This window comes from uncultured Paracoccus sp. (genome assembly GCF_937873615.1).
GTDB lineage: Bacteria > Pseudomonadota > Alphaproteobacteria > Rhodobacterales > Rhodobacteraceae > Paracoccus.
Map to the genome: position 1 here is coordinate 1 of NZ_CALMYP010000035.1, position 23,404 is coordinate 23,404.

The 23,404-nt window shown below is 65.4% G+C and carries 22 protein-coding genes; 9 read left to right on the forward strand and 13 right to left on the reverse strand.

Annotated elements, in window-relative coordinates; all coding sequences use genetic code 11:
• Positions 1 to 605 (forward strand): 4Fe-4S dicluster-binding protein (locus Q0330_RS09550; RefSeq protein ID WP_299477887.1); only part of this gene is annotated, 605 nt, incomplete at its 5' end.
• Between the two features lie 8 nt (positions 606 to 613).
• Here Q0330_RS09550 and Q0330_RS09555 read toward each other — a convergent pair.
• On the reverse strand, positions 614 to 1,231 hold the full coding sequence (locus Q0330_RS09555) for a TetR family transcriptional regulator C-terminal domain-containing protein (RefSeq protein ID WP_299477890.1): 618 nt from the start codon (positions 1,229 to 1,231) through the stop codon (positions 614 to 616).
• A 91-nt stretch (positions 1,232 to 1,322) separates the two neighbouring features.
• On the opposite strand from Q0330_RS09555, the gene Q0330_RS09560 reads away from it, so the two are divergent.
• From Q0330_RS09560 to Q0330_RS09590, 7 genes are read left to right on the forward strand one after another with little or no spacing between them, the layout of a single operon-like run.
• On the forward strand, positions 1,323 to 2,576 hold the full coding sequence (locus tag Q0330_RS09560) for a Zn-dependent hydrolase (RefSeq protein ID WP_299477893.1): 1,254 nt from the start codon (positions 1,323 to 1,325) through the stop codon (positions 2,574 to 2,576).
• A gap of 53 nt (positions 2,577 to 2,629) precedes the next feature.
• Complete coding sequence (gene hydA / locus Q0330_RS09565; protein WP_299477896.1) at positions 2,630 to 4,081, forward strand: dihydropyrimidinase; 1,452 nt, start codon at positions 2,630 to 2,632, stop codon at positions 4,079 to 4,081.
• Between the two features lie 13 nt (positions 4,082 to 4,094).
• Positions 4,095 to 4,862 carry an ABC transporter ATP-binding protein gene (locus Q0330_RS09570; protein ID WP_299478115.1) on the forward strand — a complete coding sequence of 256 codons (768 nt, stop codon included), beginning with the start codon at positions 4,095 to 4,097 and terminating at the stop codon, positions 4,860 to 4,862.
• A 13-nt stretch (positions 4,863 to 4,875) separates the two neighbouring features.
• On the forward strand, positions 4,876 to 5,739 hold the full coding sequence (locus Q0330_RS09575) for an ABC transporter permease (RefSeq protein ID WP_299477899.1): 864 nt from the start codon (positions 4,876 to 4,878) through the stop codon (positions 5,737 to 5,739).
• On the forward strand, positions 5,739 to 6,587 hold the full coding sequence (locus tag Q0330_RS09580; protein ID WP_299478118.1) for an ABC transporter permease: 849 nt from the start codon (positions 5,739 to 5,741) through the stop codon (positions 6,585 to 6,587). The genes Q0330_RS09575 and Q0330_RS09580 overlap by 1 nt, the downstream gene beginning before the upstream one ends.
• 21 nt (positions 6,588 to 6,608) lie before the next feature.
• Positions 6,609 to 7,592 carry an ABC transporter substrate-binding protein gene (locus Q0330_RS09585; RefSeq protein ID WP_299477902.1) on the forward strand — a complete coding sequence of 328 codons (984 nt, stop codon included), beginning with the start codon at positions 6,609 to 6,611 and terminating at the stop codon, positions 7,590 to 7,592.
• Positions 7,593 to 7,642: 50 nt separating this feature from the next.
• Positions 7,643 to 7,930 (forward strand): DUF1330 domain-containing protein, encoded by a 288-nt coding sequence (locus Q0330_RS09590; protein WP_299477905.1) that lies wholly within the window; start codon positions 7,643 to 7,645, stop codon positions 7,928 to 7,930.
• A 14-nt stretch (positions 7,931 to 7,944) separates the two neighbouring features.
• Here the strand turns inward: Q0330_RS09590 and Q0330_RS09595 are convergent, their stop codons facing one another.
• The 7 genes from Q0330_RS09595 to Q0330_RS09625 are packed head-to-tail and all read right to left on the reverse strand — an operon-like array spanning position 7,945 to position 15,711.
• Positions 7,945 to 9,669: an ABC transporter ATP-binding protein gene (locus Q0330_RS09595; RefSeq protein WP_299477909.1), complete on the reverse strand. Its 1,725-nt coding sequence runs from the start codon at positions 9,667 to 9,669 to the stop codon at positions 7,945 to 7,947.
• Positions 9,666 to 10,625, reverse strand: a complete 960-nt coding sequence (locus Q0330_RS09600; protein ID WP_299477912.1) for an acetamidase/formamidase family protein — start codon at positions 10,623 to 10,625, stop codon at positions 9,666 to 9,668. The genes Q0330_RS09595 and Q0330_RS09600 overlap by 4 nt, the downstream gene beginning before the upstream one ends.
• 1 nt (position 10,626) lies before the next feature.
• Positions 10,627 to 12,243, reverse strand: coding sequence for an ABC transporter substrate-binding protein (locus Q0330_RS09605; RefSeq protein ID WP_299477915.1), 1,617 nt, complete (start codon positions 12,241 to 12,243; stop codon positions 10,627 to 10,629).
• A gap of 18 nt (positions 12,244 to 12,261) precedes the next feature.
• On the reverse strand, positions 12,262 to 13,182 hold the full coding sequence (locus Q0330_RS09610) for an ABC transporter permease (RefSeq protein WP_299477918.1): 921 nt from the start codon (positions 13,180 to 13,182) through the stop codon (positions 12,262 to 12,264).
• Positions 13,182 to 14,075, reverse strand: coding sequence for an ABC transporter permease (locus Q0330_RS09615; RefSeq protein ID WP_299477921.1), 894 nt, complete (start codon positions 14,073 to 14,075; stop codon positions 13,182 to 13,184). The genes Q0330_RS09610 and Q0330_RS09615 overlap by 1 nt, the downstream gene beginning before the upstream one ends.
• Positions 14,072 to 14,671 carry an ANTAR domain-containing protein gene (locus Q0330_RS09620; protein ID WP_299477924.1) on the reverse strand — a complete coding sequence of 200 codons (600 nt, stop codon included), beginning with the start codon at positions 14,669 to 14,671 and terminating at the stop codon, positions 14,072 to 14,074. Before Q0330_RS09620 ends, Q0330_RS09615 begins: the two co-directional genes overlap by 4 nt.
• A complete protein-coding gene (locus tag Q0330_RS09625) occupies positions 14,668 to 15,711 on the reverse strand; it encodes a transporter substrate-binding protein (protein ID WP_299477927.1) in 1,044 nt (347 codons plus the stop codon). Before Q0330_RS09625 ends, Q0330_RS09620 begins: the two co-directional genes overlap by 4 nt.
• Positions 15,712 to 16,156: 445 nt before the next feature.
• Here Q0330_RS09625 and Q0330_RS09630 point away from each other — a divergent pair, with 445 nt between their 5' ends.
• Complete coding sequence (locus Q0330_RS09630) at positions 16,157 to 17,551, forward strand: nucleobase:cation symporter-2 family protein (protein ID WP_299477930.1); 1,395 nt, start codon at positions 16,157 to 16,159, stop codon at positions 17,549 to 17,551.
• Between the two features lie 57 nt (positions 17,552 to 17,608).
• Here the strand turns inward: Q0330_RS09630 and Q0330_RS09635 are convergent, their stop codons facing one another.
• The 5 genes from Q0330_RS09635 to Q0330_RS09655 form a co-directional block, all read right to left on the reverse strand.
• Entirely contained in the window at positions 17,609 to 18,643 is a 1,035-nt protein-coding gene (locus tag Q0330_RS09635) for an oligopeptide/dipeptide ABC transporter ATP-binding protein (RefSeq protein WP_299477933.1), read from the reverse strand.
• On the reverse strand, positions 18,640 to 19,644 hold the full coding sequence (locus Q0330_RS09640; RefSeq protein ID WP_299477936.1) for an oligopeptide/dipeptide ABC transporter ATP-binding protein: 1,005 nt from the start codon (positions 19,642 to 19,644) through the stop codon (positions 18,640 to 18,642). Before Q0330_RS09640 ends, Q0330_RS09635 begins: the two co-directional genes overlap by 4 nt.
• 1 nt (position 19,645) lies before the next feature.
• Positions 19,646 to 20,569, reverse strand: a complete 924-nt coding sequence (locus Q0330_RS09645) for an ABC transporter permease subunit (protein WP_299478121.1) — start codon at positions 20,567 to 20,569, stop codon at positions 19,646 to 19,648.
• Between the two features lie 10 nt (positions 20,570 to 20,579).
• Positions 20,580 to 21,503, reverse strand: coding sequence for an oligopeptide ABC transporter permease OppB (gene oppB, locus Q0330_RS09650; protein ID WP_299477939.1), 924 nt, complete (start codon positions 21,501 to 21,503; stop codon positions 20,580 to 20,582).
• Between the two features lie 105 nt (positions 21,504 to 21,608).
• Positions 21,609 to 23,213 carry a peptide ABC transporter substrate-binding protein gene (locus Q0330_RS09655; RefSeq protein WP_299477942.1) on the reverse strand — a complete coding sequence of 535 codons (1,605 nt, stop codon included), beginning with the start codon at positions 23,211 to 23,213 and terminating at the stop codon, positions 21,609 to 21,611.
• Positions 23,214 to 23,404 lie beyond the last annotated feature (191 nt).

The window sequence follows — 23,404 nt, forward strand, 5'->3', positions numbered from 1 at the left end:
ATTGCGGACCGGCGGTGAAGCCCATCGCGCTGAACATGGTGGCCGAGATCGCGCGTTCCGCCGAAACCCGGGGCCTGCCGATCAGCGGCATCGGCGGCGTGACGACATGGCGCGACGCGGCCGAGTTCATGGCGCTCGGCGCCGGCAATGTGCAGGTCTGCACGGCAGCGATGACCTATGGCTTCAAGGTCGTGCAGGAAATGATCTCGGGCCTGTCGCAATATCTGGACGACAAGGGGATCGGGCTGTCCGACCTGATCGGGCGGGCGGTGCCCAATGTCACCGACTGGCAATATCTGAACCTGAACTACACCACCAAGGCGCAGATCGACCAGGACCTGTGCATCAAATGCGGGCGCTGCTTCGCCGCCTGCGAGGATACCAGCCATCAGGCCATCGCCATGCTGCCGGGCCGCGTCTTCGAGGTGAAGGACGACGAATGCGTCGCCTGCAACCTCTGCGTCGATGTCTGCCCGGTCGAGGATTGCATCACCATGCGCGAATTGCCGGTGGGCGAAACCGACCCCCGCACCGGCCGCAAGGTCGGGGATTTCGGCAACTGGACCACGCATCCCAACAACCCGATGGCCAAGGCCGCCGAATGAGGCAGGGGTCAGGCCTTGGGGGTCAGCATCCGCCGATACATGGTCTCGGCAAAGGCCAGCCCCTCCGGGACCGGGTCGCGATCCGGGCCAAGCACCGCCGCCACCTGACAGGAGAAATCGGCATAATGCTGGGTCAGCGCCCAGATCGAGAAGATCAGGTGATGCGGGTCGGACGCGGCCAGCCGCCCCGCCTCCATCCAGCCCCGGATCAGCGCCGCCTTTTCATCGACCAGGGCGCGCAGGGGGCCTTGAAGGGTCTCGCCGATATGTTCGGCGCCGCGCAGCACCTCGCCCGCGAACAGCCGGCTTTCGCGGGCATGGCTGCGGCTCATCTCCAGCTTGGCGCGGATATAGGTCAGCATCTCCTCGACCGGCTCGCCCTGCGGGTCGATGGCACGAAGCGGGTCCAGCCAGTCCTCCAGCGCCTCGTCCAGAAGCGCCAGGTAAACCGCCTCTTTCGAGGGGAAGTAATACAGAAGATTTGGCTTCGACAGGCCCGACGCCTCGGCGATCTGATCGAGCGTCGCACCGCGAAACCCCTGGGCCGAGAACACATCCAGCGCCGCATCCATGATTGCCTGCATATTGCGCTTTCGGATGCGGCTGGCGGGGGCAGGGGGGCTCATGCGGGCGATCCTCTTGACAGGTGCTCACCTGCCAATAGCCTGAGATACGGGGCCGGGTCAAAGCCCGGGCCTTATGGAACGACAAACGGGGATGGCAGCCATGGACGGTGACAATATCAGGATCGACGGCGCGCGGCTGTGGGACAGCCTGATGGAAATGGCGAAGATCGGCCCCGGCGTCGCGGGCGGCAACAACCGCCAGACCCTGACCGATGCCGATGCCGAAGGCCGCCGCCTGTTCCAGAACTGGTGCGAAGCCGCCGGTATGAGCATGGAGGTCGACCGCATGGGCAATATGTTCATGCGCCACGAGGGCGAGGACCCGTCCGCCGATCCGGTCTATATCGGCAGCCATCTGGATACCCAGCCGACGGGCGGCAAATATGACGGCGTCCTCGGCGTGCTGTCGGGGCTGGAGGTCATCCGCGCCATTCGCGACATGGGTCTGAAGACCCGCCGGCCCATCGTCGTCACCAACTGGACGAACGAGGAAGGCACCCGCTTCGCGCCGGCGATGCTGGCCTCGGGCGTCTATGCCGGCGTGCATGACGAGGATTTCGCCAACAGCCGCGAGGATGCCGAGGGCAAGCGTTTCGGGGATGAGCTGGACCGGATCGGCTGGCGCGGGACCGCGCCGGTGGGCGGTCGGCCCATGCATGCGATGTTCGAATATCACATCGAACAGGGCCCGATTCTGGAGGCTGAGGGCAAGCAGATCGGCGTCGTCACCCATGGTCAGGGCCTCTGGTGGTTGCAGGTGACGCTGACCGGGAAGGACGCGCATACCGGCTCGACCCCCATGAACATGCGGGTGAATGCCGGGCTTGGCATGGCCCGCATCATCGAGGCCGTGCACCGCATCGCCATGTCCCATCAGCCCGACGCCGTGGGCGCGGTCGGGCAGGCCAATGTCTATCCGAACAGCCGCAACGTGATCCCCGGTCGTGCCGTCTTCACCATCGACTTCCGCAGCCCCGAACTGGCCAAGCTGAACGCCATGCGCGCCGAGCTTGAGGCCGAGGCCCCGAAGATCGCCGCCGAACTAGGTTTGGGCATCGAGATCGAGCCGGTCGGCCATTTCGACCCGGTGACCTTCGACGAGGGGCTGGTCGGCATGGTGCGGGGCGCCGCCGAAAGCCTCGGCTACAGCCATATGAACATCGTCTCGGGCGCCGGCCACGATGCCTGCTGGATCAACCGCGTGGCACCCACGGTGATGATCATGTGCCCCTGCGTGGATGGGCTCTCGCATAACGAGGCCGAGGAAATCAGCCCGGAATGGGCGAGCGCAGGGGCTGATGTGCTGCTGCATGCGGTGCTTGAGGCGGCGGAGGTGGTGCGGTGAGGTATTGTCTTCCGAACGCCCGGGTAAGTTTGGCCTGAATGAAAGAGACGGATATGACCACAGTCATCAAGAACGGAACCATCGTCACCGCCGACCTGACCTACAAGGCCGATGTGCTGATCGAGGGCGGCAGGATCGCGGCGATTGGCGAGAACCTCTCGGGCGATGAGCAGTTGGACGCGACCGGATGTTACATCATGCCGGGCGGGATCGACCCGCATACGCATCTGGAAATGCCCTTCATGGGCACTTACTCCACCGACGACTTTGAGTCCGGCACCCGCGCGGCGCTGGCAGGCGGCACGACCATGGTGGTGGATTTCGCGCTGCCCTCGCCCGGGCAGGGGCTGCTCGATGCGCTCAAGATGTGGGACAACAAGTCGGGCCGCGCGCATTGCGATTACTCCTATCACATGGCCATCACCTGGTGGGGCGAGCAGGTCTTCGACGAGATGGAGGCGGTGGTGAAGCGCGGCATCACCAGCTTCAAGCATTTCATGGCCTATAAGGGCTCGCTGATGGTGAACGATGACGAGATGTTCGCCAGCTTCCGCCGGGTCGGCGATCTGGGCGGGATCGCGCTCGTCCATGCCGAAAACGGCGATGTGGTGGCGGAACTTTCGTCGCGGCTGCTGGCCGAAGGAAATACCGGCCCCGAGGCCCATGCCTATTCCCGCCCGCCGCAGGTCGAGGGCGAAGCCACGAACCGCGCCATCATGGTGGCCGATATGGCGGGCGTGCCGCTTTATGTTGTCCATACCAGTTGCGAGGACAGCCACGAAGCCATCCGCCGCGCCCGCCAACAGGGCAAGCGCGTCTGGGGCGAGCCCTTGATCCAGCACCTGACGCTGGACGAAAGCGAATATTTCAACCCCGACTGGGACCATGCTGCGCGCCGAGTCATGTCGCCGCCGTTCCGCAACAAGCTGCATCAGGACAGTCTCTGGGCCGGGCTGCAATCGGGCAGCCTGTCCTGCGTCGCCACCGATCATTGCGCCTTCACCACCGATCAGAAGCGCCATGGCGTGGGCGATTTCACCAAGATTCCGAACGGGACCGGGGGGCTGGAAGACCGGATGCCGATGCTCTGGACCCATGGCGTCAATACCGGGCGGCTGACCCCGAATGAATTCGTCGCCGTCACCTCGACCAATATCGCCAAGATCCTGAACATGTATCCGAAGAAGGGCGCGGTGCTGGTCGGCTCGGATGCCGATCTGGTGGTCTGGGACCCCGAGGCGGAGAAGACCATTTCGGCGGGCAGCCAGCAATCCGCGATTGATTACAATGTCTTCGAGGGCCAGCATGTGAAGGGCCTGCCGCGCTATACGCTGACGCGCGGGGTCGTTGCGGTGCGTGAGGGCAAGGTGGACAGCCACGAGGGCCATGGCGAATTCGTCGCCCGCGAACCGCGCGGACAGGTGAACCGGGCGCTGAGCGCATGGAAAGAACTGACCGCGCCAAGGCCGGTGGAACGGTCGGGCATTCCGGCGAGTGGGGTTTGACTTGAACGAGCCTGTGATCGTCGCAGACGGCATCGACCTGACCTTCCAGACCGCCGACGGCCCGGTCCATGCGCTGAAAGGCGTGGATCTGACCATCAACCAGGGCGATTTCGTCAGCTTCATTGGGCCAAGCGGCTGCGGCAAGACCACGCTTCTGCGGACCATCGCGGCGCTGGAGACGCCGACCGGTGGCGCGCTGTCCGTGAACGGCATGACCCCGGACGAGGCGCGGCGTGCCCGTGCCTACGGTTATGTCTTTCAGGCGCCGGGCCTCTATCCCTGGCGGACGATTGCACAGAATATCGCCCTTCCGCTGGAGATCATGGGCTTTGCCAAGGCGGACCGCATGGAACGCGTGGAACGCGTGCTGGAACTGGTCGATCTGGCCGGTTTCGGGGCGAAATATCCGTGGCAGCTTTCGGGCGGGATGCAGCAGCGCGCCTCCATCGCCCGCGCGCTCTCCTTCGATGCCGACATCCTGCTGATGGACGAACCCTTCGGTGCGCTTGACGAGATCGTCCGCGACCGGCTGAACGAGGCGCTGCTGGAACTCTGGGCGCGGACGGCCAAGACCATCGGTTTCGTCACCCATTCAATCCCCGAGGCGGTGTTTCTGTCGACAAAGATCGTGGTCATGTCGCCGCGCCCCGGCCGGATCACCGATGTGATCGAAAGCACCCTGCCGCGCACCCGCCCGCTGGAGATCCGCGACACGCCCGAATTCCTTGCCATCGCCCATCGCGTCCGCGAGGGGCTGCGCGCCGGTCACGCCTATGACTAGGGCGCGCGGGGCCATGAATGCCGTGTTGCCGGTGCTGGTCGTGCTGCTGGCGATCATTGCCGTCTGGTATGTCGCGGCCTGGTTTCTGAATCTCAACTGGGCCGAGCAGCAATTGGCCCGCGAGGGGATAGAGCCGACATTTTCGGCGCTGTTTCACAACACCATGACCCAGGAACGCCCGGTCCTGCCGGCGCCGCATCAGGTCGCCGCAGGTCTTTACGAGGGGCTTTTCGGGCAGAAGATCACCTCGAAACGCAGCCTGGTCTGGCATGGCTGGATCACGCTTTCGGCGACGCTGGCGGGATTCGTCATGGGCACGCTGGCGGGGATCCTGCTGGCTGTGGGGATCGTGCATAACCGGGCCATGGACCAGTCGGTCATGCCCTGGGCGGTGGCCAGCCAGACCGTGCCGATCCTTGCCATCGCGCCGATGGTCATCGTGGTTCTGGCCAGCATCGGCGTGACCGGGCTTCTGCCCAAGGCGGTGATCTCGGCCTGGCTCAGCTTCTTTCCGGTGCTGGTCGGCACGGTGAAGGGCTTGCGCACGCCCGATCAGATGCAGCTTGACCAGATGCGGTCCTGGAATGCCTCACCAAGCCAGGTGTTCTGGCGGCTCAGGTTGCCGTCCTCCATGCCCTATCTGTTCGCCAGCCTGAAGGTCGCCATCGCCGCCAGCCTCGTCGGGGCCATCGTCGGCGAATTGCCGGCGGGGGCGAGTGCGGGGCTGGGGGCGCGGCTGCTCTCGGGCAGCTATTACGGGCAGACGGTGCAGATCTGGGCGGCGCTGTTCACCGCCGCCGCGCTGGCCGGGGTGCTGGTGCTGATCGTCGGCTGGATCGAGCGCATGACGCTTCGCCGCATGGGGCTGGCGCGATGATGGCGGCGCTGCCGATCATCGCCGTCTGGCTGGGGTCATGGGGCCTCAATGCCTGGCTGGCGCGATATGATACGCGGGTCACGCGGGTGCTGGTGGCGCTGATCTTCGGGGCCTCGGTGCTGATCCTGTGGGAGATGATCGTGCGGGCTTACGGCGTGCCCTCGGTCATCCTGCCTGCGCCCAGCCAGATCGCCCGCAGCTTCGCCGGCAATCTGCCGATCCTCTGGGGCGATTTCGTCCAGACCATCCTGAAGGGCGCGCTGTCGGGCTGGCTGATCGGGGCGGCGGCGGCCATCGGCACCGCCATCGCCATCGACCGCAGCCCCTTCCTGCAGCGCGGGTTGCTGCCCATCGGGAATTTCGTCGCCGCCCTGCCCATCGTCGGCATCGCGCCGATCCTGGTCATGTGGTTCGGCTTCGACTGGCAGTCCAAGGCCGCCGTGGTCGTGGTCATGGTCTTCTTCCCGATCCTCGTGAACACCATCGCCGGCCTTGCCGCTACCGATGCGCTGCAACGCGACCTGATCGCGACATGGAGCGCGGGTTACTGGCAATCCTTGTGGAAGCTGCGCCTGCCGGCGGCGCTGCCCTTCATCTTCAACGGGCTGAAAATCGCCACCACGCTTGCCCTGATCGGCGCCATCGTTGCCGAGTTCTTCGGCAGTCCGACCCGCGGCATGGGTTTTCGCATCTCGACCGCGGTCGGGCAGTTGGATCTGCCGCTTGTCTGGGCGGAAATCGTGGTGGCGGCACTGGCGGGATCGGCCTTTTACGGCCTCGTCGCGCTGATCGAGAAACGGCTGACCTTCTGGCATCCAAGCCAGCGCAGCCGGGAAACCGGGGCATGACCCCATAACAGGGAGCTTGAGATGAAAACCTATCTGACCGGCCTTATGGCCGCGCTGCTGCCGGCGGCGGCCTTCGCGGCGGATGACGTGACGCTGCAGTTGAAATGGGTGACGCAGGCCCAGTTCGCGGGCTATTACGTGGCGCTCGACAAGGGGTTCTACGAGGCCCAGGACCTGAACGTCACCATCAAACCGGGCGGCCCCGACATCGCGCCGCCGCAGGTCATGGCCGGCGGCGGCGCCGATGTCATGGTCGACTGGATGCCATCCGCCTTGGCCGCGCGCGAAAAGGGGCTGGCACTGGTGAACATCGCCCAGCCGTTCAAGGCCTCGGGCATGATGCTGACCTGCCGCGCCGATAGCGGCGTGAAAACGCCCGAGGATTTCAAGGGCAAGGTTCTGGGCGTCTGGTTCGGCGGCAACGAATACCCGTTCCTGACCTGGATGGCGACGCTCGGCCTGCCGACGACCGGCGGCGCGGATGGGGTCGAGGTGCTGAAACAGGGCTTCAACGTCGATCCGCTGCTGCAAAGCCAGGCCGCCTGCATCAGCACCATGACCTATAACGAATACTGGCAGCTGATCGAGGCGGGGATGACGCCGGAGGAGTTGGTGACCTTCAAATATGAAGATGAAGGCGTGGCCACGCTGGAGGACGGGCTTTATGTGATGGAGGACAAGCTTTCCGATCCGGCATTTGTCGACAAGATGGCCCGCTTCGTGAAGGCCAGCATGGAGGGCTGGAAATATGCCGAGGAAAACCCGGACGAGGCGGCGATGATCGTGCTCGACCATGACGAGACCGGCGCCCAGACCGAGGAACACCAGAAGCGCATGATGTCCGAGGTCGCCAAGCTGACCGCCGGATCCGATGGCAGCCTCGACCCGGCGGATGCCGAGCGCACGGTGAAGATCCTGATGGCCGGGGGTTCCGATCCGGTGATCTCGAAGGAGCCGGAAGGTGCATGGAGCCATGAGGTGACCGACAAGGCGCTTGCCCAGTAAACTTCTGCGCCGAGCCTTCGGGTCCGGCGCATCCAGCGAAAGGAGGCACCATGCCCAAGGCCTATTGGATCGCCCATGTGACCGTCACCGATCCCGAACCCTACAAGCTTTATGCCGAGGGCGCGTCCGAAGCCTTCCGCCAGTTCGGCGCCCGTGTGCTGGCGCGGGGTGGCGCTGCGCAGCAGATGGAGGGTGAGGGCCATCCGCGCAATGTGGTGATCGAGTTCGACAGCATGGAGGACGCGCTCGCCTGCTATCGCTCCGACGCCTATCAGCGGGCGAAGCAGCACCGCGAGGGTGCCGGCATCGCCCAGATCACCCTGGTCGAGGGCGTCTAGCCCCGAGCTTCTGCCTATTCCGCCGCGACCAGATGGCCGCCGCCGGCATCCTGCAGGCTGACCCGCGCCGGGCCTTCGCCGACCGGCCAGACCGGGCTTGGCACCTCGGTTGCCATGCGCGGGGCCGGGGGGCGGAGATGCGCGGGGTCGGGCACCGGCACGGCCTCGATCAGGCGGCGCGTATAGGGGTGGCGCGGATTGCCGAAGATCTGGGCGCGGCTGCCCATCTCCACGATCTGGCCCAGATACATGACCGCGATCCGGTCGCTGATATTCTCGACCACCGCCATGTCGTGGCTGATGAACAGGTAACTGATGCCGAATTCCGATTTCAGTTCCGCCAGCAGGTCCAGCACCTTCGCCTGAACCGAGACATCCAGCGCAGACACGCTTTCATCGGCGACGATCAGCTTCGGTTGCAGGGCAAGCGCGCGGGCGATGCAGATACGCTGGCGCTGCCCGCCCGAGAATTCATGCGGATAGCGGTCGATCTGCTCGCCCGACAGGCCGACCCGGTTGAACAGGTCGCGCACCCGCGCCCGCCGCTCGGCCGGGGTGCCGATGCGGTGGATCACCAGCGGCTCGGCCACCAGATCGCCGACGCGCTTGCGCGGGTTCAGGGCGGCGGCGGGGTCCTGAAACACCATCTGCACGTCGCGCCGCAGGGCCGGGCTGGCGCTGAGCCCGTCCTCGGGGACCTTATGGCCCGCGACCTCGATCAGGCCGCGATGCGGGACCAGCCCGGTGATGGCGCGGGCGATGGTGGATTTGCCGCAGCCGGATTCGCCGACCAGCGAGAAGGTCTCGCCGGCGCGGATGTCGAAGCTGACATGCTCGACCGCATGGACGCGGTGGGTGGTGCGACCAAGCAGCCCGCCATGGATGTCGTAGCGCACGCGCAGATCCCGCAGCACCGCGATGGGGGCGGCGGCGACGGGCGCGGCACCGCTGCCATCGCCCATGCGCGGCACGGCGGCCAGCAGGGCGCGGGTATAGGGTTGCTCGGGGGCGGAGAAAATGCGTTCGACCGGGGCGGCCTCGACCATGCGGCCGGATTGCATGACGATCACCCGGTCGGCCATCTCGGCCACCACGCCCATGTCATGGGTGATCAGCACGATGGCGGTGCCGGTCTCGCGCTGCAGGTCGCGCAGCAGGTCCAGCACCTCGCGCTGCACGGTCACGTCAAGCGCGGTCGTCGGCTCATCGGCGATCAGCACATCGGGTTTCAGTGCCAGCGCCATGGCGATCATGACCCGCTGGCGCATCCCGCCGGAGAGTTCATGCGGATATTGGCCCATGCGGCGCTCGGGCTGCGACAGGCGCACGGCCCGCAGCGCTTCCAACGCCAGTGCCTTTGCATCGGCATCCGGATCATGGGCGCGTATCGCCTCGGCCAGCTGGTTGCCGATGGTCAGGACCGGGTTCAGCGAGGTCATCGGCTCCTGGAAGATCATGGCGATGCGGTCGCCGCGAATGGCGCGCATCCGGCGTTCGGGCAGGCGGGTCAGATCCTCGCCAGCAAGCTCGATCCGGCCCGAGTCCACCTTCACGCCGGGCGGCAGCAGCCCCATCACCGCCAGCGAGGTGATCGACTTGCCCGAGCCGGATTCCCCGGCGATGCACAGCGTTTCCCCCCGCGCCAGCTTGAAGGAGAGGTCCGAAACCAGCGGCTTCGGACCCGTTTCGGTATCGACCGCGACCGTCAGGTCGCGGACGGAGAGCACCGGCTCGCTCATTCGAAGACCGCGCGCGGGAAGTAGAAGCTGACCACCCAGTTCGGCATGTCGACGATTTCCGAGATGCGCAGGTCACCGCAGGTCGAGACCAGCATATAGGCATCGACCGCCGACATGCCGCGCGTGGCGCAAAGAAGGTCGACCATGCCCGCGACCGCGTCGCGCGCGCCCGACATCAGGTCGGGACCGATGCCGGTCGTCACCTCGTAGCCCTTGGCGTCCAGATGCCGCGTCACCGGCCCCGGCGTGGTGAAGCGCGGCATCTTCAGATTGGCCCCCTTCACCAGATCGAAGCGCAAGGCGACGTCCATCGGGCTTTCGATGGCGGTGCCGCAGACCTCGCCATCGCCCTGCGCGGCATGGGTGTCGCCGACGCTGAACAGCGCGCCCGCGACCTCGACCGGCAGGTAAAGCACCGTGCCCTCGGCAAGGTCGCGGATGTCCAGATTGCCGCCGACCCGGCGCGGCGGCACGATCGAATGCGGTCCGGCTTCGGCAAGCGCGCAGCCGATGGTGCCGGCGAAGGGTTTCAGCGGCACCCGGCCCTGGCTGCCGAACAGCGCCGGTTCTCGGGTGGCGCCGTCATATTTCCAGATCGTCAGCGCCGGGTCCGGGAACTGGTCGGCCAGCAGGCCGAAGCCGGGGATATTGGCGGTCCAGCCCCAGGCCGAGCCCTCGGCTTCCTGCGGGAAGAAGCGTTCGATGGTGATCTTCAGCGCATCGCCCGGCTCGGCCCCCTCGACCCGGACCGGGCCGGTGACCGGGTTGATCTTGCCGAAATCCAGCGCCTTCACATCTTCGACCGTGGAGGACGGGCCAAGCTGGCCCGCCGAAGAATCCATGCATTCGAAGAAGACCGACTGGCCCGGCTCGATCTGCTGCACCGGGGCCAGGGAATTGTCCCAGCCGAAATGGTGATGCGCCCGATGGATCGTATAGTCGCAGTTTCCACACATCTCATTCACTCACATAGACGTAGTCGTAATTGATCGGGATCGAGACCGGATCGACGTAAAGCGCATCGGCCCCGCCCATGCGCGGCGATTTCATGGTGAAGCGCTGCTCGTTGAAGACCGGGGCCCAGGGCGCATCCTCCATCACCTTCATGTAGATGTCGGACCATGCGGAGAGCCGGGCATCGGCCTGATCGGCGGCGACCATGCCATCGGCGGCGGTGGCAGCGGCGTCGAGATCGGCATTGCAGTATTTCGCCCAGTTCCAGCCGCCCGGTTCGGCGCCGGCGCAGCCGAGGATCGGGCCATAGAAATTCGACGGATCGGGGAAATCCGCGATCCAGGCCATGCCGCCCGACCAGATCATCGGGGCGCTGCCATTGCCGCCGGCCTCGATCACATTGGCCTGGGCGAGGGCGCGGATCTCGGCGCGGATGCCGATCTGCGACAGGTCCTGCTGGATCGCCTGGGCGATGCGCGGGTTCGGATCGGTGTTCATCACGTAAAGCTCGGTCTCGACGCCATCGGCCAGCCCGGCATCGGCCATCAGCTTCTTCGCCGCCTCGACATCGAAGGCATAGCCGGCGTAATCGGCAGTATAGCCGGGCATCGAGGGCGGCAGCGGCTGGTTGGCCGGCACCGCGCGATTGTTGATCATCTGGACGATGCGGTCCTTGTTCAGCGCCATGTTGACGGCGCGGCGCACCTCGGGCTTGTCGAAGGGCGGGGTGGTCACGTTCATGGTGACATAGCCGGTGTGCAGCTGCCCGCCCTCGACCACGCGCGCGGCCTGTTCGGGATCGCTCATCACCTCCTGGAACTTGGCCGGCGGGATGCCGTCGCCGGGCACGTCGACCTCGCCATTCTGAAGGCGCAGCAGGGCCACGACGGGTTCCTGCCCGATCTCGACGGTGATGCTGTCCAGATAGGGGATGCCGGCGATCCAGTAATCGGGGTTCTTCCTGAAGACCAGCTTCTGGCCGATGCTCCATTCGCCCAGGCTATAGGCGCCGGTGCCGACCGGGTGCTTGCCGAAATCGGCGCCGAATTCCTCGACCGCTTCCTTCGGGACGACATAGCTGAAGTTCAGCGCCATGATGTGCAGGAAGGTGGCGTCAGGCCGGCTGAGTTCGATCTGCACGGTCGCGGGGTCGATCACCGTCACGCCCGACAGGCCCTTGGCCGCGCCCGAGGCGGCCTCGTCATAGCCCTTGATCGAGCCGAAGAAGCCCGCGCCCGGCGATTGGGTTTCCGGGTCGGTCACCCGGTCGAGCGAGTATTTCACGTCCTCGGCCACCATTTCGCGGCCATTGTGGAACTTCACCCCGGGGCGCAGGTGGAAGGTATAGGTCAGCCCGTCCTCGCTCATCTCGTAGCTTTCGGCGAGGCCGGGGCGCAGCGTGGTGGTGCCGGGTTCGTAATCCATCAGCCCGTCGAAGACCGACTTGATCATCGACCAGTTCTGCCAGTCATAGCCGATGGCCGGGTCCAGCGTCGCCACATCGTCCTTGTAGGTGATGATGATGTCACCGCCGGGCCGAGCATTGGGATCGGGGTCCTGTGCGGCCGCCGGCAGTGCCAGCGCCAGGCTCAGCGCGGTCGAGATCATGAGTTTTTTCATTGTCGTCCTCTCCTGTTGTCAGCGCAGCTTGATGCGCGGATCTATGAATGGGGTGATGAGGTCGGCCAGCAGGTTGCCCAGCACGATGGCGCAGGCCGAGGTGATGGTGACCCCCATGATGATCGGGATGTCGACCCGCTGGATCGCCTGCCAGGCCAGTTGGCCGATGCCGGGCCAGCCGAAGACGCTTTCGACGACGACGACCCCGCCCATGAAGATGCCGATATCCATGCCGATCATGGCGATGATGGGCAGGATCGCGTTGGGCAGGGCGTGGCGCAGCACGACGCGCATCCGGCCCAGGCCCTTGGCGCGGGCGGTGCGGATGTAATCGGCGCGCAGCACGTCCAGCATGGAAGAGCGCATCATCCGGCTGTACCAGCCCGCGCCCATGATCCCCATGGTGATCGAGGGCAGGATCAGATGCGACAGCGTCCCATAGCCGCCGATCGGGAACCAGCCCAGCTTGACCGCGAAGACGTAAAGGAGCAGCAGCGCCACCACGAATTGCGGCGCCGAGACGGCGGCGAAGCTGGCGATCATCAGCCCGGTATCCAGCGGCTTGCCGCGGTTCAGCGCCGCGATCACGCCAAGCGTCAGCCCGATCAGCAATTCGGCCAGGATCGCGCCCAGCATCAGTTGCAGCGTCGCCGGCAGGCGGGCGGCGATCAGGGTCGCGACCTCGCTGCGCTGCAGATAGCTGCGGCCCATATCGCCATGCAAAAGCCCCCAGAGGTAATGGCCGTATTGCACCCAGACCGGCTGGTCGAGGCCAAGCTGGCGGCGGATATTCTCGACCACCTCGGGCGTGGCCGAGCGGCCGGCGATCTGGCGCACCGGGTCGGCGGGCAGGATGTAAAGCAGCAGGAAGGTGATGACGCTGACGCCCAGAAGGATCAGCGCCGACTGGATCAGCCGCCGGATCAGGTAAGCCGCCATCAGCGCTGCCCCCTTTGCGTCGGGTCGAGGACCTCGCGCAGCGCGTCCCCCACCAGGTTGAAGGCCAGGGCCAGAAGCAGGATCGCGGCGCCGGGGATGAAGACCAGCCAGGGCGCCGACTGGAAATAGGTCTGGTTCTCGAAGATGATATTGCCCCAGCTTGGCGTCGGCGGCTGCACGCCCACGCCCAGATAGGACAGCGTCGCCTCCAGCAGCACGGTGGTGGAAATCCCCAGCGTCGCCCAGACGATGATCGTCGGCCAAAGATGCGGCAGCAGGTGATGCCAGAGGATGCGCGCGCCCGACGCGCCAAGCGTGCGCTCGGCGGCGATGAAGTCGCGCTCGGTCAGGGCGGTGGTTTCGGTATAGACGACGCGGGCGGTCTGGACCCAGTTCACCATGGCGATGACCAGGGCCACGATCCACAGCGAGGGCTTGAAGATCGCCGCCAGGCAGATCGCCAGCAGCAGGGCCGGGAAGGCCATCATCAGATCGGTGAAGCGCATCAGCAGATTACCGGTCCAGCCCCGCACCCAGCCCGCCGTCAGCCCGACCACGGTGCCAAGCCCCACGGCGATGCCATTGGCGAGAATGCCGATGATCAGCGAGGTCCGCGCCCCGTAGAGAAGCCGCGAGAACAGGTCGCGGCCCAGAAGGTCGGTGCCCATCAGCCACGGCCCGCCTGGCGGCAGCGGCGCGCCTTCCAGCGTCAACCCGTCGAAATTCTGCTGATCCGGTGGATAGCTGACCAGCCAGGGCGCGGCGATGGCCGAGCCGACGATCAGCAGGATCAGCGCCAGTCCCAGCAGGGCCAGCGGGCGGCGCAGCAGCCGCCCCAAAGCGCCGCGCTCGGTGCGGGCGGGCGGGGCGGTCTGGGTGGTGATGTCGGTCATTGACCGCCTCCGTTTCGTTGCGGGTCGTCATGGCGGGCGATGATGCGGGCGGCGGCGGCCTCGAAGCTCTCGCGCCGGTCGGTGGCCATGCGGCGCAGGCTGGCGAAGGCGTCCTCGTCGCTCATCCCCTGGGCCATCAGCGCCATGACCGCGCGCACCACGGTTTCGCGCGCCGCCAGCCGGCCCTGCAGCTCCGAGATGCGGGCCGCCTGCCCGTGCAGGGCCGCGAAAGCTGCCCGCGCGATCAGCAGCGCCGAATAGACGCCATTATCGCCCACCGGCTTCAGCAATTGCGCATGGGCGGAATGCGACAGCGACCATTCGATCCGGCCCGGCGCCTCGGACCCGATCAGCGCGATCATCGGCATCGGGCTTTGCCCCGGCGCCCAGGGGAATTGCGCATCGAAACCCATATCGACATCGAAGAACAGGAAATCCACCTCGCGCCCCGCCGCCGGCAGGTCGGGCCAGCCGCTTTCGACCGACAGGCCGATGGCGCGCAACTGGCGTTCCAGCGCCGTCACCGTCGCATGGGGGCGATGCAGGATCGCCGCCCGCGCCCCGGCGAGATCGAGGATGCGCAACCGCCGGGTCATGTCACCAGCCGCAGGCTGGGGCGGTTGCGTTCGGGCCGGGTCAGGTAGGGATCGCCCGGTCGCGCCGGCAGCCGGTGAAGGACCTTGAAGGCGCCGTCCCGAACCTGCGCGATCAGCACCGGCAACGAGACGTGATGGGTCTGCGCATCGACCGGCCCGGCACCGGCATCGAGCGCCAGAAGCTCGGCCAGCGGCAGGTGCTCGCCACCCGGATGGGCATCGAACAGCCGCGCCATCTCGCGGATCGCGGCATGGGCGGCGGCCTCGTGCGAATTGGCGAAGGCGCTGCCGGGCGCGTGAAAATAGGGACCGGCCGCGATCAGCCCCTCGGCCGCGTCGCCCATCCGCGACAGCTCGCATTCAGTCAGGTTGCAGGACAGGATCGGGATATCGGGCAGGCGCGGCCGCATCGCCGCGACAAAGGCATATTGCGACGGCCCGATCAGCGAGTTCAGCACGAAATCAGGGCGCAGGGCGGCGATTTCATCGACCATGCCGCGCACGTCGGTCTCGCCAAGCGCCAGGTGCCGTTCGCCGGTGACTTCGCCGCCGGCCGTGGTCACCACCTCGCGCGCGAGACGATTGACCTCCCATCCCCAGATGTAATTCGAGGCGACGAGATGCATCCGCTGCCCGAAGCGCGGCATCGCCCAGTCCAGCAGTGGCAGCAGATGCTGGTTCGGGCAGGCATGCATATAGGCGATGTGATCCGAGGCCTCGAACCCCTCATAGGGGCTGGAATACCACAGCGTCGCAGCAGCGCGTTCCAGCACCGGCAGCACTTCCTTGCGGCTCCATGAGGTGATGGTGCCGATGATGTGGCGGGCGCTGCTATTGCGCAGGATTTCACGGCAAAGCGGCGCATATAGGTCGATCTGGCCGGCGGGATCGCGCGCGACCGGGATCAGTTCGACCCCGAGATTCGGGTCGGCATTGACCCCTGCGATGGCGGCGGCAACGCCAGCGTAGCTGGCGTTGGAAATCGCGCTATAGCCGCCTGAACGGGACAGGAGAATGCCGATTTCGACGGCGCGTTTCATGGTCTTCCTTCCTGGCGCAAACGCAAAAGGCCCCGCACCCGCAGGACGCGGGCAGGGGGCCTGAATGCCGTCTGCATGTCGCAATTTCCCCAAGCATGCGGCCCGGCAGGCGGCTGGTCAAGAAGGATTTTTCGACAGGGTCGATGAAGTCCGCATCGCCGCGCGGCCTGTCTGAAAGCCGGGCAGATTCATGTGCATATCCTGTGCATACTGCGTCCATATGGCGTCGATACAGGGCGGTCCCGCCAGAGCGGGCCCCGGCGCGCCGTTCAGCCGTCGCCGCTTTCGGGTTTGCGCAAGCCTTGTCCATTCCTGCCCTGAGCGGGGCAGATTCGCGATTGACGATGAACCGGCCCGGAAAAAGCCCCGGCAAGCTTTGCGGGCGAACTTGTCGCGCGTCAAAACTCGAACGGTAAAGTTTCTTCATCGCGTAAAGGGCAGCATCATGGCAAATCAACTGGGAAACCTCGTCTATGGGCTGGACGATGTGCCGCCGCCGGACAAGGCAGCACTGGCGGCGATCCAGCATGTGCTCGCCTCCATCGTCGGGATTGCCACGCCGACGCTGATCATCGGCGGCGCGCTCGGGCTGGGGGAGCATGTGCCCTATCTGATCGCCATGGCCTTCTTCGTCTCGGGCGTTGCCACCTTCATCCAGTGCCGGCGGATCGGTCCGGTCGGCTCGGGACTGCTGAGCCTGCAGGGCACCAGCTTCGCCTTTCTGGGCGCGATCATCGCAGCCGGCTTTTCGGTCAAGAATGCCGGCGGCACGCCTGAGGAAATTCTGGCGATGATCTTCGGGCTTTGCCTTGCCGGCTGCGTGATCGAGATCGTGCTGTCGCAATTCCTGGACAAGCTGAAGCGCATCATCACGCCCACCGTGACCGGGATCGTCATCACCATCATCGGGCTGAGCCTGGTGCGCACCGGCTTCACCGATTTTGCCGGCGGGGCCGGCGCGGGCGAGGAGCTGGGCGCGCCGAGAAACCTGCTGATGGGCTTCATCGTGGTCACGATCATCCTGGTGCTGAGCTTTCTGGGCAAGCCGATGCTGCGGATCTCGGCGATCATGATCGGGCTGGTCATCGGCACGCTGATCGCCATTCCGCTGGGCATGGTGAATTTCGGCGCGGTGGCGAATGCGCAGATCTTTGCCGTGCCGGTGCCGTTCAAGTTCGGGTTGGACTTCGATCTTGGCCTGTTCATCCCGTTGGCCTTTCTTTACCTGGTGACAGCAATCGAAACGTCGGGCGATCTGACCGCCAATTCGATCATCTCGGGGCAGCCGGTGAGAGGGCCGCTTTACCTGAGCCGGATCAAGGGCGGGGTGCTGGGCGATGGCGTGAATTCGGCGATTGCGGCGGTCTTCAACACCTTTCCGAATACGACCTTTTCGCAGAATAACGGTGTCATCCAGATGACCGGGGTGGCCAGCCGTCATGTCGGGCTGTGGATCGCAGGCTTTCTGGTCATCATGGGCCTGTTCCCCGTCATCGGCAGCCTGTTCCTGGTGGTGCCGAAGCCGGTTCTGGGCGGGGCCACGCTGGTTCTGTTCGGCACCATCGCGGTGGCCGGGATCCGCATTCTGGCCTCCGAGGAGATGGATCAGCGCCGCATCTATATCATCGCGGTCAGCTTCGGCCTTGCGCTCGGGGTGGTTCTGGTGCCCGAGGCGACGCAACATCTGCCGGTTTTCCTGAAGCAGGTGGTGGCGACGCCGATCACGCTGGCCGGGCTGTCTGCGATCATCCTGTCGCTGGTTCTGCCGGAAAGCATGGGTGCGAAGGCCGAGGTTGAGGGCGATGCAATTGGCGCCGAGGCCTCGCAGCAGCCGGCCTGATCGGGCAGCAACCGAGAGCCTGCGGGCCGGGTCGATCGGGGGATCGGCCCGGCCTTTTCATGCCGGTTGCGGTTCGGCCACGGCACGGGCGATTTCCTGCGGTGTCAGCGGGCCGGGGAAATGGCAGGCGGTCAGGTGCTGCGCCTCGCCCAGAAGCGCGGGCGGGGTGGCGGCGCAGGCCTCCTGCGCGCGGGGGCAGCGGGTGCGGAAGACGCAGCCCGAGGGCGGCGCCATGGGCGAGGGAAGCTCTCCGGCCAGCGGGATGATGGTTTTCGCGCGCTCAAGCTCCGGGTCGGGGACCGGAACGGCGGAGAGCAGCGCCTGCGTATAGGGGTGCTGGGGCGTGGCATAGAGGGAATTCGCCTGCGCGATTTCCATCACCCGGCCCAGATACATGACCAGCACCCGGTCCGAGATATGCTTCACCACCGACAGGTCATGGGCGATGAAGATCAGCGCAAGGCCGAGATCGCGCTGGAGATCGGCCAGCAGGTTGATGACCTGCGCCTGAATCGACACGTCGAGCGCCGAGACCGGCTCGTCGCAGATGATCAGCTTCGGCTCCACGATCAGGGCGCGGGCGATGCCGATGCGCTGGCACTGTCCGCCGGAAAACTCATGCGGATAGCGGTTGATCTGGTTCGGCAGCAGGCCGACGCGTTCCATCATCTGCTTGACGCGGGTCTTGACCTGATCGCGCGAAAGGCCGGGATGATGGGTGGTCAGCGGCTCGGCGATGATCTGGCCGACGGTCATGCGCGGGTTCAGCGAGGCGAGCGGGTCCTGAAACACCATCTGGATATCGGCGCGGTATTTCAGCATCTGCCGGGCCGACAGGCCGATCAGCTCGGTTCCGTCCTGCCAGATGGCGCGACCGGTGGCGGGGGCCAGCCCGATCAGCGCGCGGGCCAGCGTCGACTTGCCGGAACCTGATTCGCCGACGATCCCCAGCGTCTCGCCGGGGTTCAGGGTGAAATCGACGCCGCCCACGGCGTGAAGCAGGCGGGGCGGTGTCCAGGGCATGTCGCCCTCGCGCCGGATCGGGAAGGTGACGCGCAGGTCGGAGACATCGAGAAGCGGTTTCGCGGTCACGGGGCGGTCTCCTGTTCTGTGTCGGGGATACCGGCGCGGACGGTGTCGATGGCGACATGGCAGGAACGTGTGCGGCCCGGCGCGAAGCCGGTCAGCACAGGGCGCTCGGTCGCGCAGCATTCCAGCGCGAAATCGCAGCGCGGGCAGAAGGCGCAGCCGGGCGGCGGGTTCGACATGTTGGGCGGGCTGCCGGGAATGGCCGACAGCCTGTCGCCCTTCTGATCGACGCGCGGGATCGCCGCCAGCAGGCCCTTGGTATAGGGATGGGTCGGATCGGCGAAGATCGGCCCGGTCGGGCCTTCCTCGCGGATGCGACCGCCATACATGACGGCGACGCGTTCGCAGGATCCGGCGACGACGCCGAGATCGTGGGTGATGAGGATCATCGCCATGCCGAGTTCGGCCTGCAATTCGGCCAGCAGCGCCATGATCTGCGCCTGCACGGTCACATCCAGCGCCGTGGTGGGTTCATCCGCGATCAGCACCTCGGGCTGGCACAGAAGCGCCATGGCGATCATCACCCGCTGGCGCATCCCGCCCGAGAATTCATGCGGGTAAAGCCGGGCGCGCCCCGCCGCGTCGGGAATGCGCACCGCGTCGAGCATGCGGATCGCGTCCGCCACCGCCGCCGATTTCGACAGCCCGTGATGGAGCATCAGCGACTCGGCCATCTGGTCGGAGACCCGCATATAGGGGTTCAGCGAGGTCATCGGATCCTGAAAGATCATGGCGATATGTTCGGCCCGGATCCGGTTCAGGGTCTTCAGGGGCGCGTTCAGGATCTGCTGCCCGTCGAAGCTGACGCTGCCGGTGGCGCGCCCGTTCCTGGCCAGCAGCCCCATGACCGCGAAGGCCAGCTGCGACTTGCCCGAGCCGGATTCGCCGACGATGCCAAGCGTCTCGCCCCGTTCCAGCGACAGGTTGATGCCGTTCACGGCATGGACCTCACCATCATTGGTGGCGAAGGTCACGTTGAGGTCCTTGATGTCCAGAAGCGCCATCTCAGCGGTCCTTCGGGTCGAGGGCGTCGCGCAATCCGTCGCCGATGAAGAAGAAGGCGAAGAGCGTCACGCAGAAGAAACCGAGCGGAAAGGCCAGTTGCCAGATGGTGCCGTAGCGCATGGTGCCCGCGCCTTCCGAGATCAGCGCCCCCCAGCTTGTCAGCGGCTCCTGCACGCCGAGGCCGAGGAAGCTGATGAAGCTTTCGGTCAGGATCATCAGCGGCACCAGCAGCGTCGCATAGACCGCGACCACGCCCAGCAGGTTCGGGACGATATGGCGGATGATGATGCGCCATGAGGGGACGCCGATGGCGCGGGCGGCCTCGATGAATTCGCGGTTCTTGAGCGTCAGGGTCTGGCCACGCACGATGCGCGACATTTCCAGCCATGAAATCAAGCCGATGCCGAGAAACAGCATCTCGATCCGGCGGCCGAAGATGACCAGCAGCAGGATCAGCACGAACATGTAGGGGATCGACATCAGGATATCGACAAGGCGCATCATCACCTGATCGGTGCGCCCGCCGACATAGCCCGAGGTGGCGCCGTAAAGCGTGCCCACGATCACCGCCACGCCTGCGCCGACGATGCCCACCATCAGCGAGATCTGGGTGCCCTGCACGGTGCGCGCGAAGATGTCGCGGCCGAGATCGTCGGTGCCGAAGTAATGGCCGTTGGCCATCGAGGGCGCGCCCTGCGTGGCGGCGGATCCCATGACCGAGAAGTCGATGGAATCGTAGCTCCATGCGGCGAAATGGCTGCCGAAAAGGGCGAAAAGGATCACGCCGGCCAGCACGAACAGCGCCACCATGGCGGCGCGGTTGCGCAGGAAGCGCCTGCGGGCATCGGCCCAAGGGCTGCGGCCCCTGACTTCAGCAGCCGCCATGCGGTCCGACATGCCTTTTATTTTATCGTGTTCTATCATGGTCATGGCATCAATACCTGATCTTCGGGTCGATCCACGCATACAGGATATCGACCAGCAGGCTGAACAGGATGGTCAGCGCGCCGACAAGGATGGTGATCCCCATCATCACCGCGTAATCGCGGTTCAGCGCCGAATCGACGAAGCTTTTCCCGATCCCCCCGGTCGAGAAATACATGTCGATCACCACCGAGCCGGTGATCATCGACACGAAGCACGGCCCGAGGAAGGAAATCACCGGCAGAAGCGCGGGTTTCAGCGCGTGGCGCATGATGATCTTGCGCGGGGGCAGGCCCTTGGCGCGGGCGGTGCGGATGTGGTTGGAGCCGAGGACTTCCAGCATCGAGGAGCGGGTGATCCGGGCGATCGAGGCCATGTAGGAGGTGCCGAGCGCGATCACCGGCATGATCCAGAAACTCGGGTCCGAAAAGCTCCACCCGCCGCCGGGCAGCCAGCCGAGGATCAGCGTGAAGACCAGCACCAGGATCGGCGCCATGACGAAATTCGGCAGCACCTGCGCGCCGATGGAAATGCCGACGGCGAGGTAATCGAGCCAGCTGTTCTGGCGGATCGCGGCGGCGGCACCAAGGGTGACGCCGACCAGCACCGCCAGCAGGAAGGACAGAAGCCCATAGGTCAGCGTCACCGGGAAGCCGGCGGCGATGATCTGGTTCACCGTGCGGTCGGGATAGACGAAGCTGGGGCCGAAATCAAAATCGGTGACGATGCGCCAGACGTAATCGAAGATCTGCCGCCAGAGCGGATCGTCGAGCCCGTATTTCGCCTCCAGATTGGCCAGCACCTGCGGGGGCAGGGCGCGTTCCTGGGTGAAGGGGCCGCCGGGGGCGGCATGCATCAGCAGGAATGAAAAGACGATCAGCAGAAGCAGGGTCGGGATCGCCACCGCCAGCCGTCGCAGAATGTAACCGAACATTGTCATGTCCCCCCAAAGCGCCGCGCGGGCGGGAAAGCCGGCGAGGGTGCAGATCGGCCGGGGCGCGGTCAAGCCCGCCCCGGCCGGAACGTCGCGGCACGAGGCCTAGTGCTTGGTGATATACATGTCCTTGGCGTACCAGCTCTGCATCACGTTCTCCAGGGGCAGGCCCTTCACATAGGGCTTGATCATGTCGACCTTGGCATAGTGGTAGATCGGGATCAGCGGCTGTTCCGCGGCCAGGATCGCCTCGGCAGCCTTGTACTGGTCGTTCGGGTTTTCCGAGGTCACCGCCTCGTCCAGCAGCTTGTCGTAATCGGCATTATTGAACTTGCCTTCGTTCTTGCCGGTCGAGCGGAAATAGTCTGTGAAGGTCGAGGCCTCGTTATAATCGGCGCACCAGGCATAGCGGGCCAGTTCGAAATCCTGGTTCTGCATGCGGTCGGTATGGACCTTCCATTCCATGTTGTTCAGCGTCAGGTTCACGCCGAGCGGCTTCCACATCTGCTGGGCCACCACGGCGATCTTCTTGTGATCTTCCGAGGTGTTGTAGTTCAGCGTCAGGTTCAGTGGGGTGTCCGGGGTGTAACCGGCGGCTTCCAGCAGTTGCTTGGCTTCCGCCGTGCGGTCGGCCTGGCTCATCGAGGCCATGGCGATATCGGGCATCTCGAAGCCCTCCATCGCCCAATGGGTCCAGTTATAGGCCGGCTTCTGGCCACCCTGCAGGACCTGGTTCACGATGATGTCGCGGTCGAGGCCCAATGCCAGCGCGCGGCGGATATTGACGTCCTTCAACTCCTCGCGGCCCTTGTCGGAGACGTTGATGAGATAGGTATAGGAGCAGCTATAGGGCAGCGAGATGGCCTGATCGGGATATTGCTCTTTCAGGCGCGGATACTGGCCGGCGGGGATCTGGAAGCGGTCGAGCTCTCCGGCCTCGTAGCGGGTCAGGGCGATGTTCTGGTCGTTCACGGTGATGCCGGTCAGCTTGTCCAGCACGACATTGGCGGCGTCCCAGTATTCGGGGTTCTTTTCCATCGTGATGTCGACGCCGAGATTGTGGCCGGTCAGCACATAGGCGCCGTTGCCGACCAGATTGCCGGGCTGGGTCCAGGCGTCGCCTTTTTCGTCGATCACCGATTTCAGCACCGGGAAGGTGGTCGGATGCGAGACCATCTTGACGAAATAGGGCGTGGGCTTGGTCAGGGTGACTTCCAGTGTGTGATCGTCCACGGCCTTCACCCCCAGCGTATCGGGCGCGGCATTGCCGGCGACGATCTCGGAGGCGTTGGTGATGTTCATCAGCTCCATGAACCAGGCATATTCCGAGGCGGTCGCCGGATCGACGGCGCGCTGCCAGCCATCGACGAAGTTCTGCGCCGTCACCGGCTCGCCATTCGACCATTTGGCCTCGGGGCGGAGCTTGAACGTATAGGTCAGCCCGTCATCGGATTCGGTGTATTCGGTGGCCACGCCGGGCACCATGGCGCCCTTCTGGTCTTCGTTCATCAGCCCTTCGAAAAGCTGGCGCAGGATGTCGGATCCTTCGACATCGGTGTTCTTCTGCGGGTCGGTGGTCTTGATCGCGTCGAGCAGCCAGAAGTTGTACTGCTGCGTCTCGGCCAGTTCGTCGCCTGCCGCGACGGTCGCGGCGGCGGCGGGCAGGGCCAAGAGACAGGTCAGGGCCGTGCTGATCATGAAACGGGTCATGTTATTCTCCCAATTGGTATGGCGCCTGTTTCTGCGCCGGAATGGAGCAAGGTTAGGCGAAATGCGCCGTCACACAAGATGTGATCCGATGGGTTAACGGGACGTAACGTAACCGTGGGTTGTGGTGGCGGGGTCAGGGGCCGCCATTGAAACTGTAACAAGTTTTGGGTATCGCGCCTGCTTGCGTCGGG

Coding starts and splice junctions, on each gene's coding strand:
- oppB (WP_299477939.1), bottom strand. CDS start 21,503: ATGTTCGGTTACATTCTGCGACGGCTGGCGGTGGCGATCCCGACCCTG.
- Q0330_RS09610 (WP_299477918.1), bottom strand. CDS start 13,182: ATGGCGGCTTACCTGATCCGGCGGCTGATCCAGTCGGCGCTGATCCTT.
- Q0330_RS09590 (WP_299477905.1), top strand. CDS start 7,643: ATGCCCAAGGCCTATTGGATCGCCCATGTGACCGTCACCGATCCCGAA.
- Q0330_RS09575 (WP_299477899.1), top strand. CDS start 4,876: ATGAATGCCGTGTTGCCGGTGCTGGTCGTGCTGCTGGCGATCATTGCC.
- Q0330_RS09645 (WP_299478121.1), bottom strand. CDS start 20,569: ATGATAGAACACGATAAAATAAAAGGCATGTCGGACCGCATGGCGGCT.
- Q0330_RS09595 (WP_299477909.1), bottom strand. CDS start 9,669: ATGAGCGAGCCGGTGCTCTCCGTCCGCGACCTGACGGTCGCGGTCGAT.
- Q0330_RS09605 (WP_299477915.1), bottom strand. CDS start 12,243: ATGAAAAAACTCATGATCTCGACCGCGCTGAGCCTGGCGCTGGCACTG.
- Q0330_RS09615 (WP_299477921.1), bottom strand. CDS start 14,075: ATGACCGACATCACCACCCAGACCGCCCCGCCCGCCCGCACCGAGCGC.
- Q0330_RS09625 (WP_299477927.1), bottom strand. CDS start 15,711: ATGAAACGCGCCGTCGAAATCGGCATTCTCCTGTCCCGTTCAGGCGGC.
- Q0330_RS09640 (WP_299477936.1), bottom strand. CDS start 19,644: ATGGCGCTTCTGGACATCAAGGACCTCAACGTGACCTTCGCCACCAAT.
- Q0330_RS09600 (WP_299477912.1), bottom strand. CDS start 10,625: ATGTGTGGAAACTGCGACTATACGATCCATCGGGCGCATCACCATTTC.
- Q0330_RS09655 (WP_299477942.1), bottom strand. CDS start 23,213: ATGACCCGTTTCATGATCAGCACGGCCCTGACCTGTCTCTTGGCCCTG.
- hydA (WP_299477896.1), top strand. CDS start 2,630: ATGACCACAGTCATCAAGAACGGAACCATCGTCACCGCCGACCTGACC.
- Q0330_RS09555 (WP_299477890.1), bottom strand. CDS start 1,231: ATGAGCCCCCCTGCCCCCGCCAGCCGCATCCGAAAGCGCAATATGCAG.
- Q0330_RS09585 (WP_299477902.1), top strand. CDS start 6,609: ATGAAAACCTATCTGACCGGCCTTATGGCCGCGCTGCTGCCGGCGGCG.
- Q0330_RS09560 (WP_299477893.1), top strand. CDS start 1,323: ATGGCAGCCATGGACGGTGACAATATCAGGATCGACGGCGCGCGGCTG.
- Q0330_RS09580 (WP_299478118.1), top strand. CDS start 5,739: ATGGCGGCGCTGCCGATCATCGCCGTCTGGCTGGGGTCATGGGGCCTC.
- Q0330_RS09620 (WP_299477924.1), bottom strand. CDS start 14,671: ATGACCCGGCGGTTGCGCATCCTCGATCTCGCCGGGGCGCGGGCGGCG.
- Q0330_RS09630 (WP_299477930.1), top strand. CDS start 16,157: ATGGCAAATCAACTGGGAAACCTCGTCTATGGGCTGGACGATGTGCCG.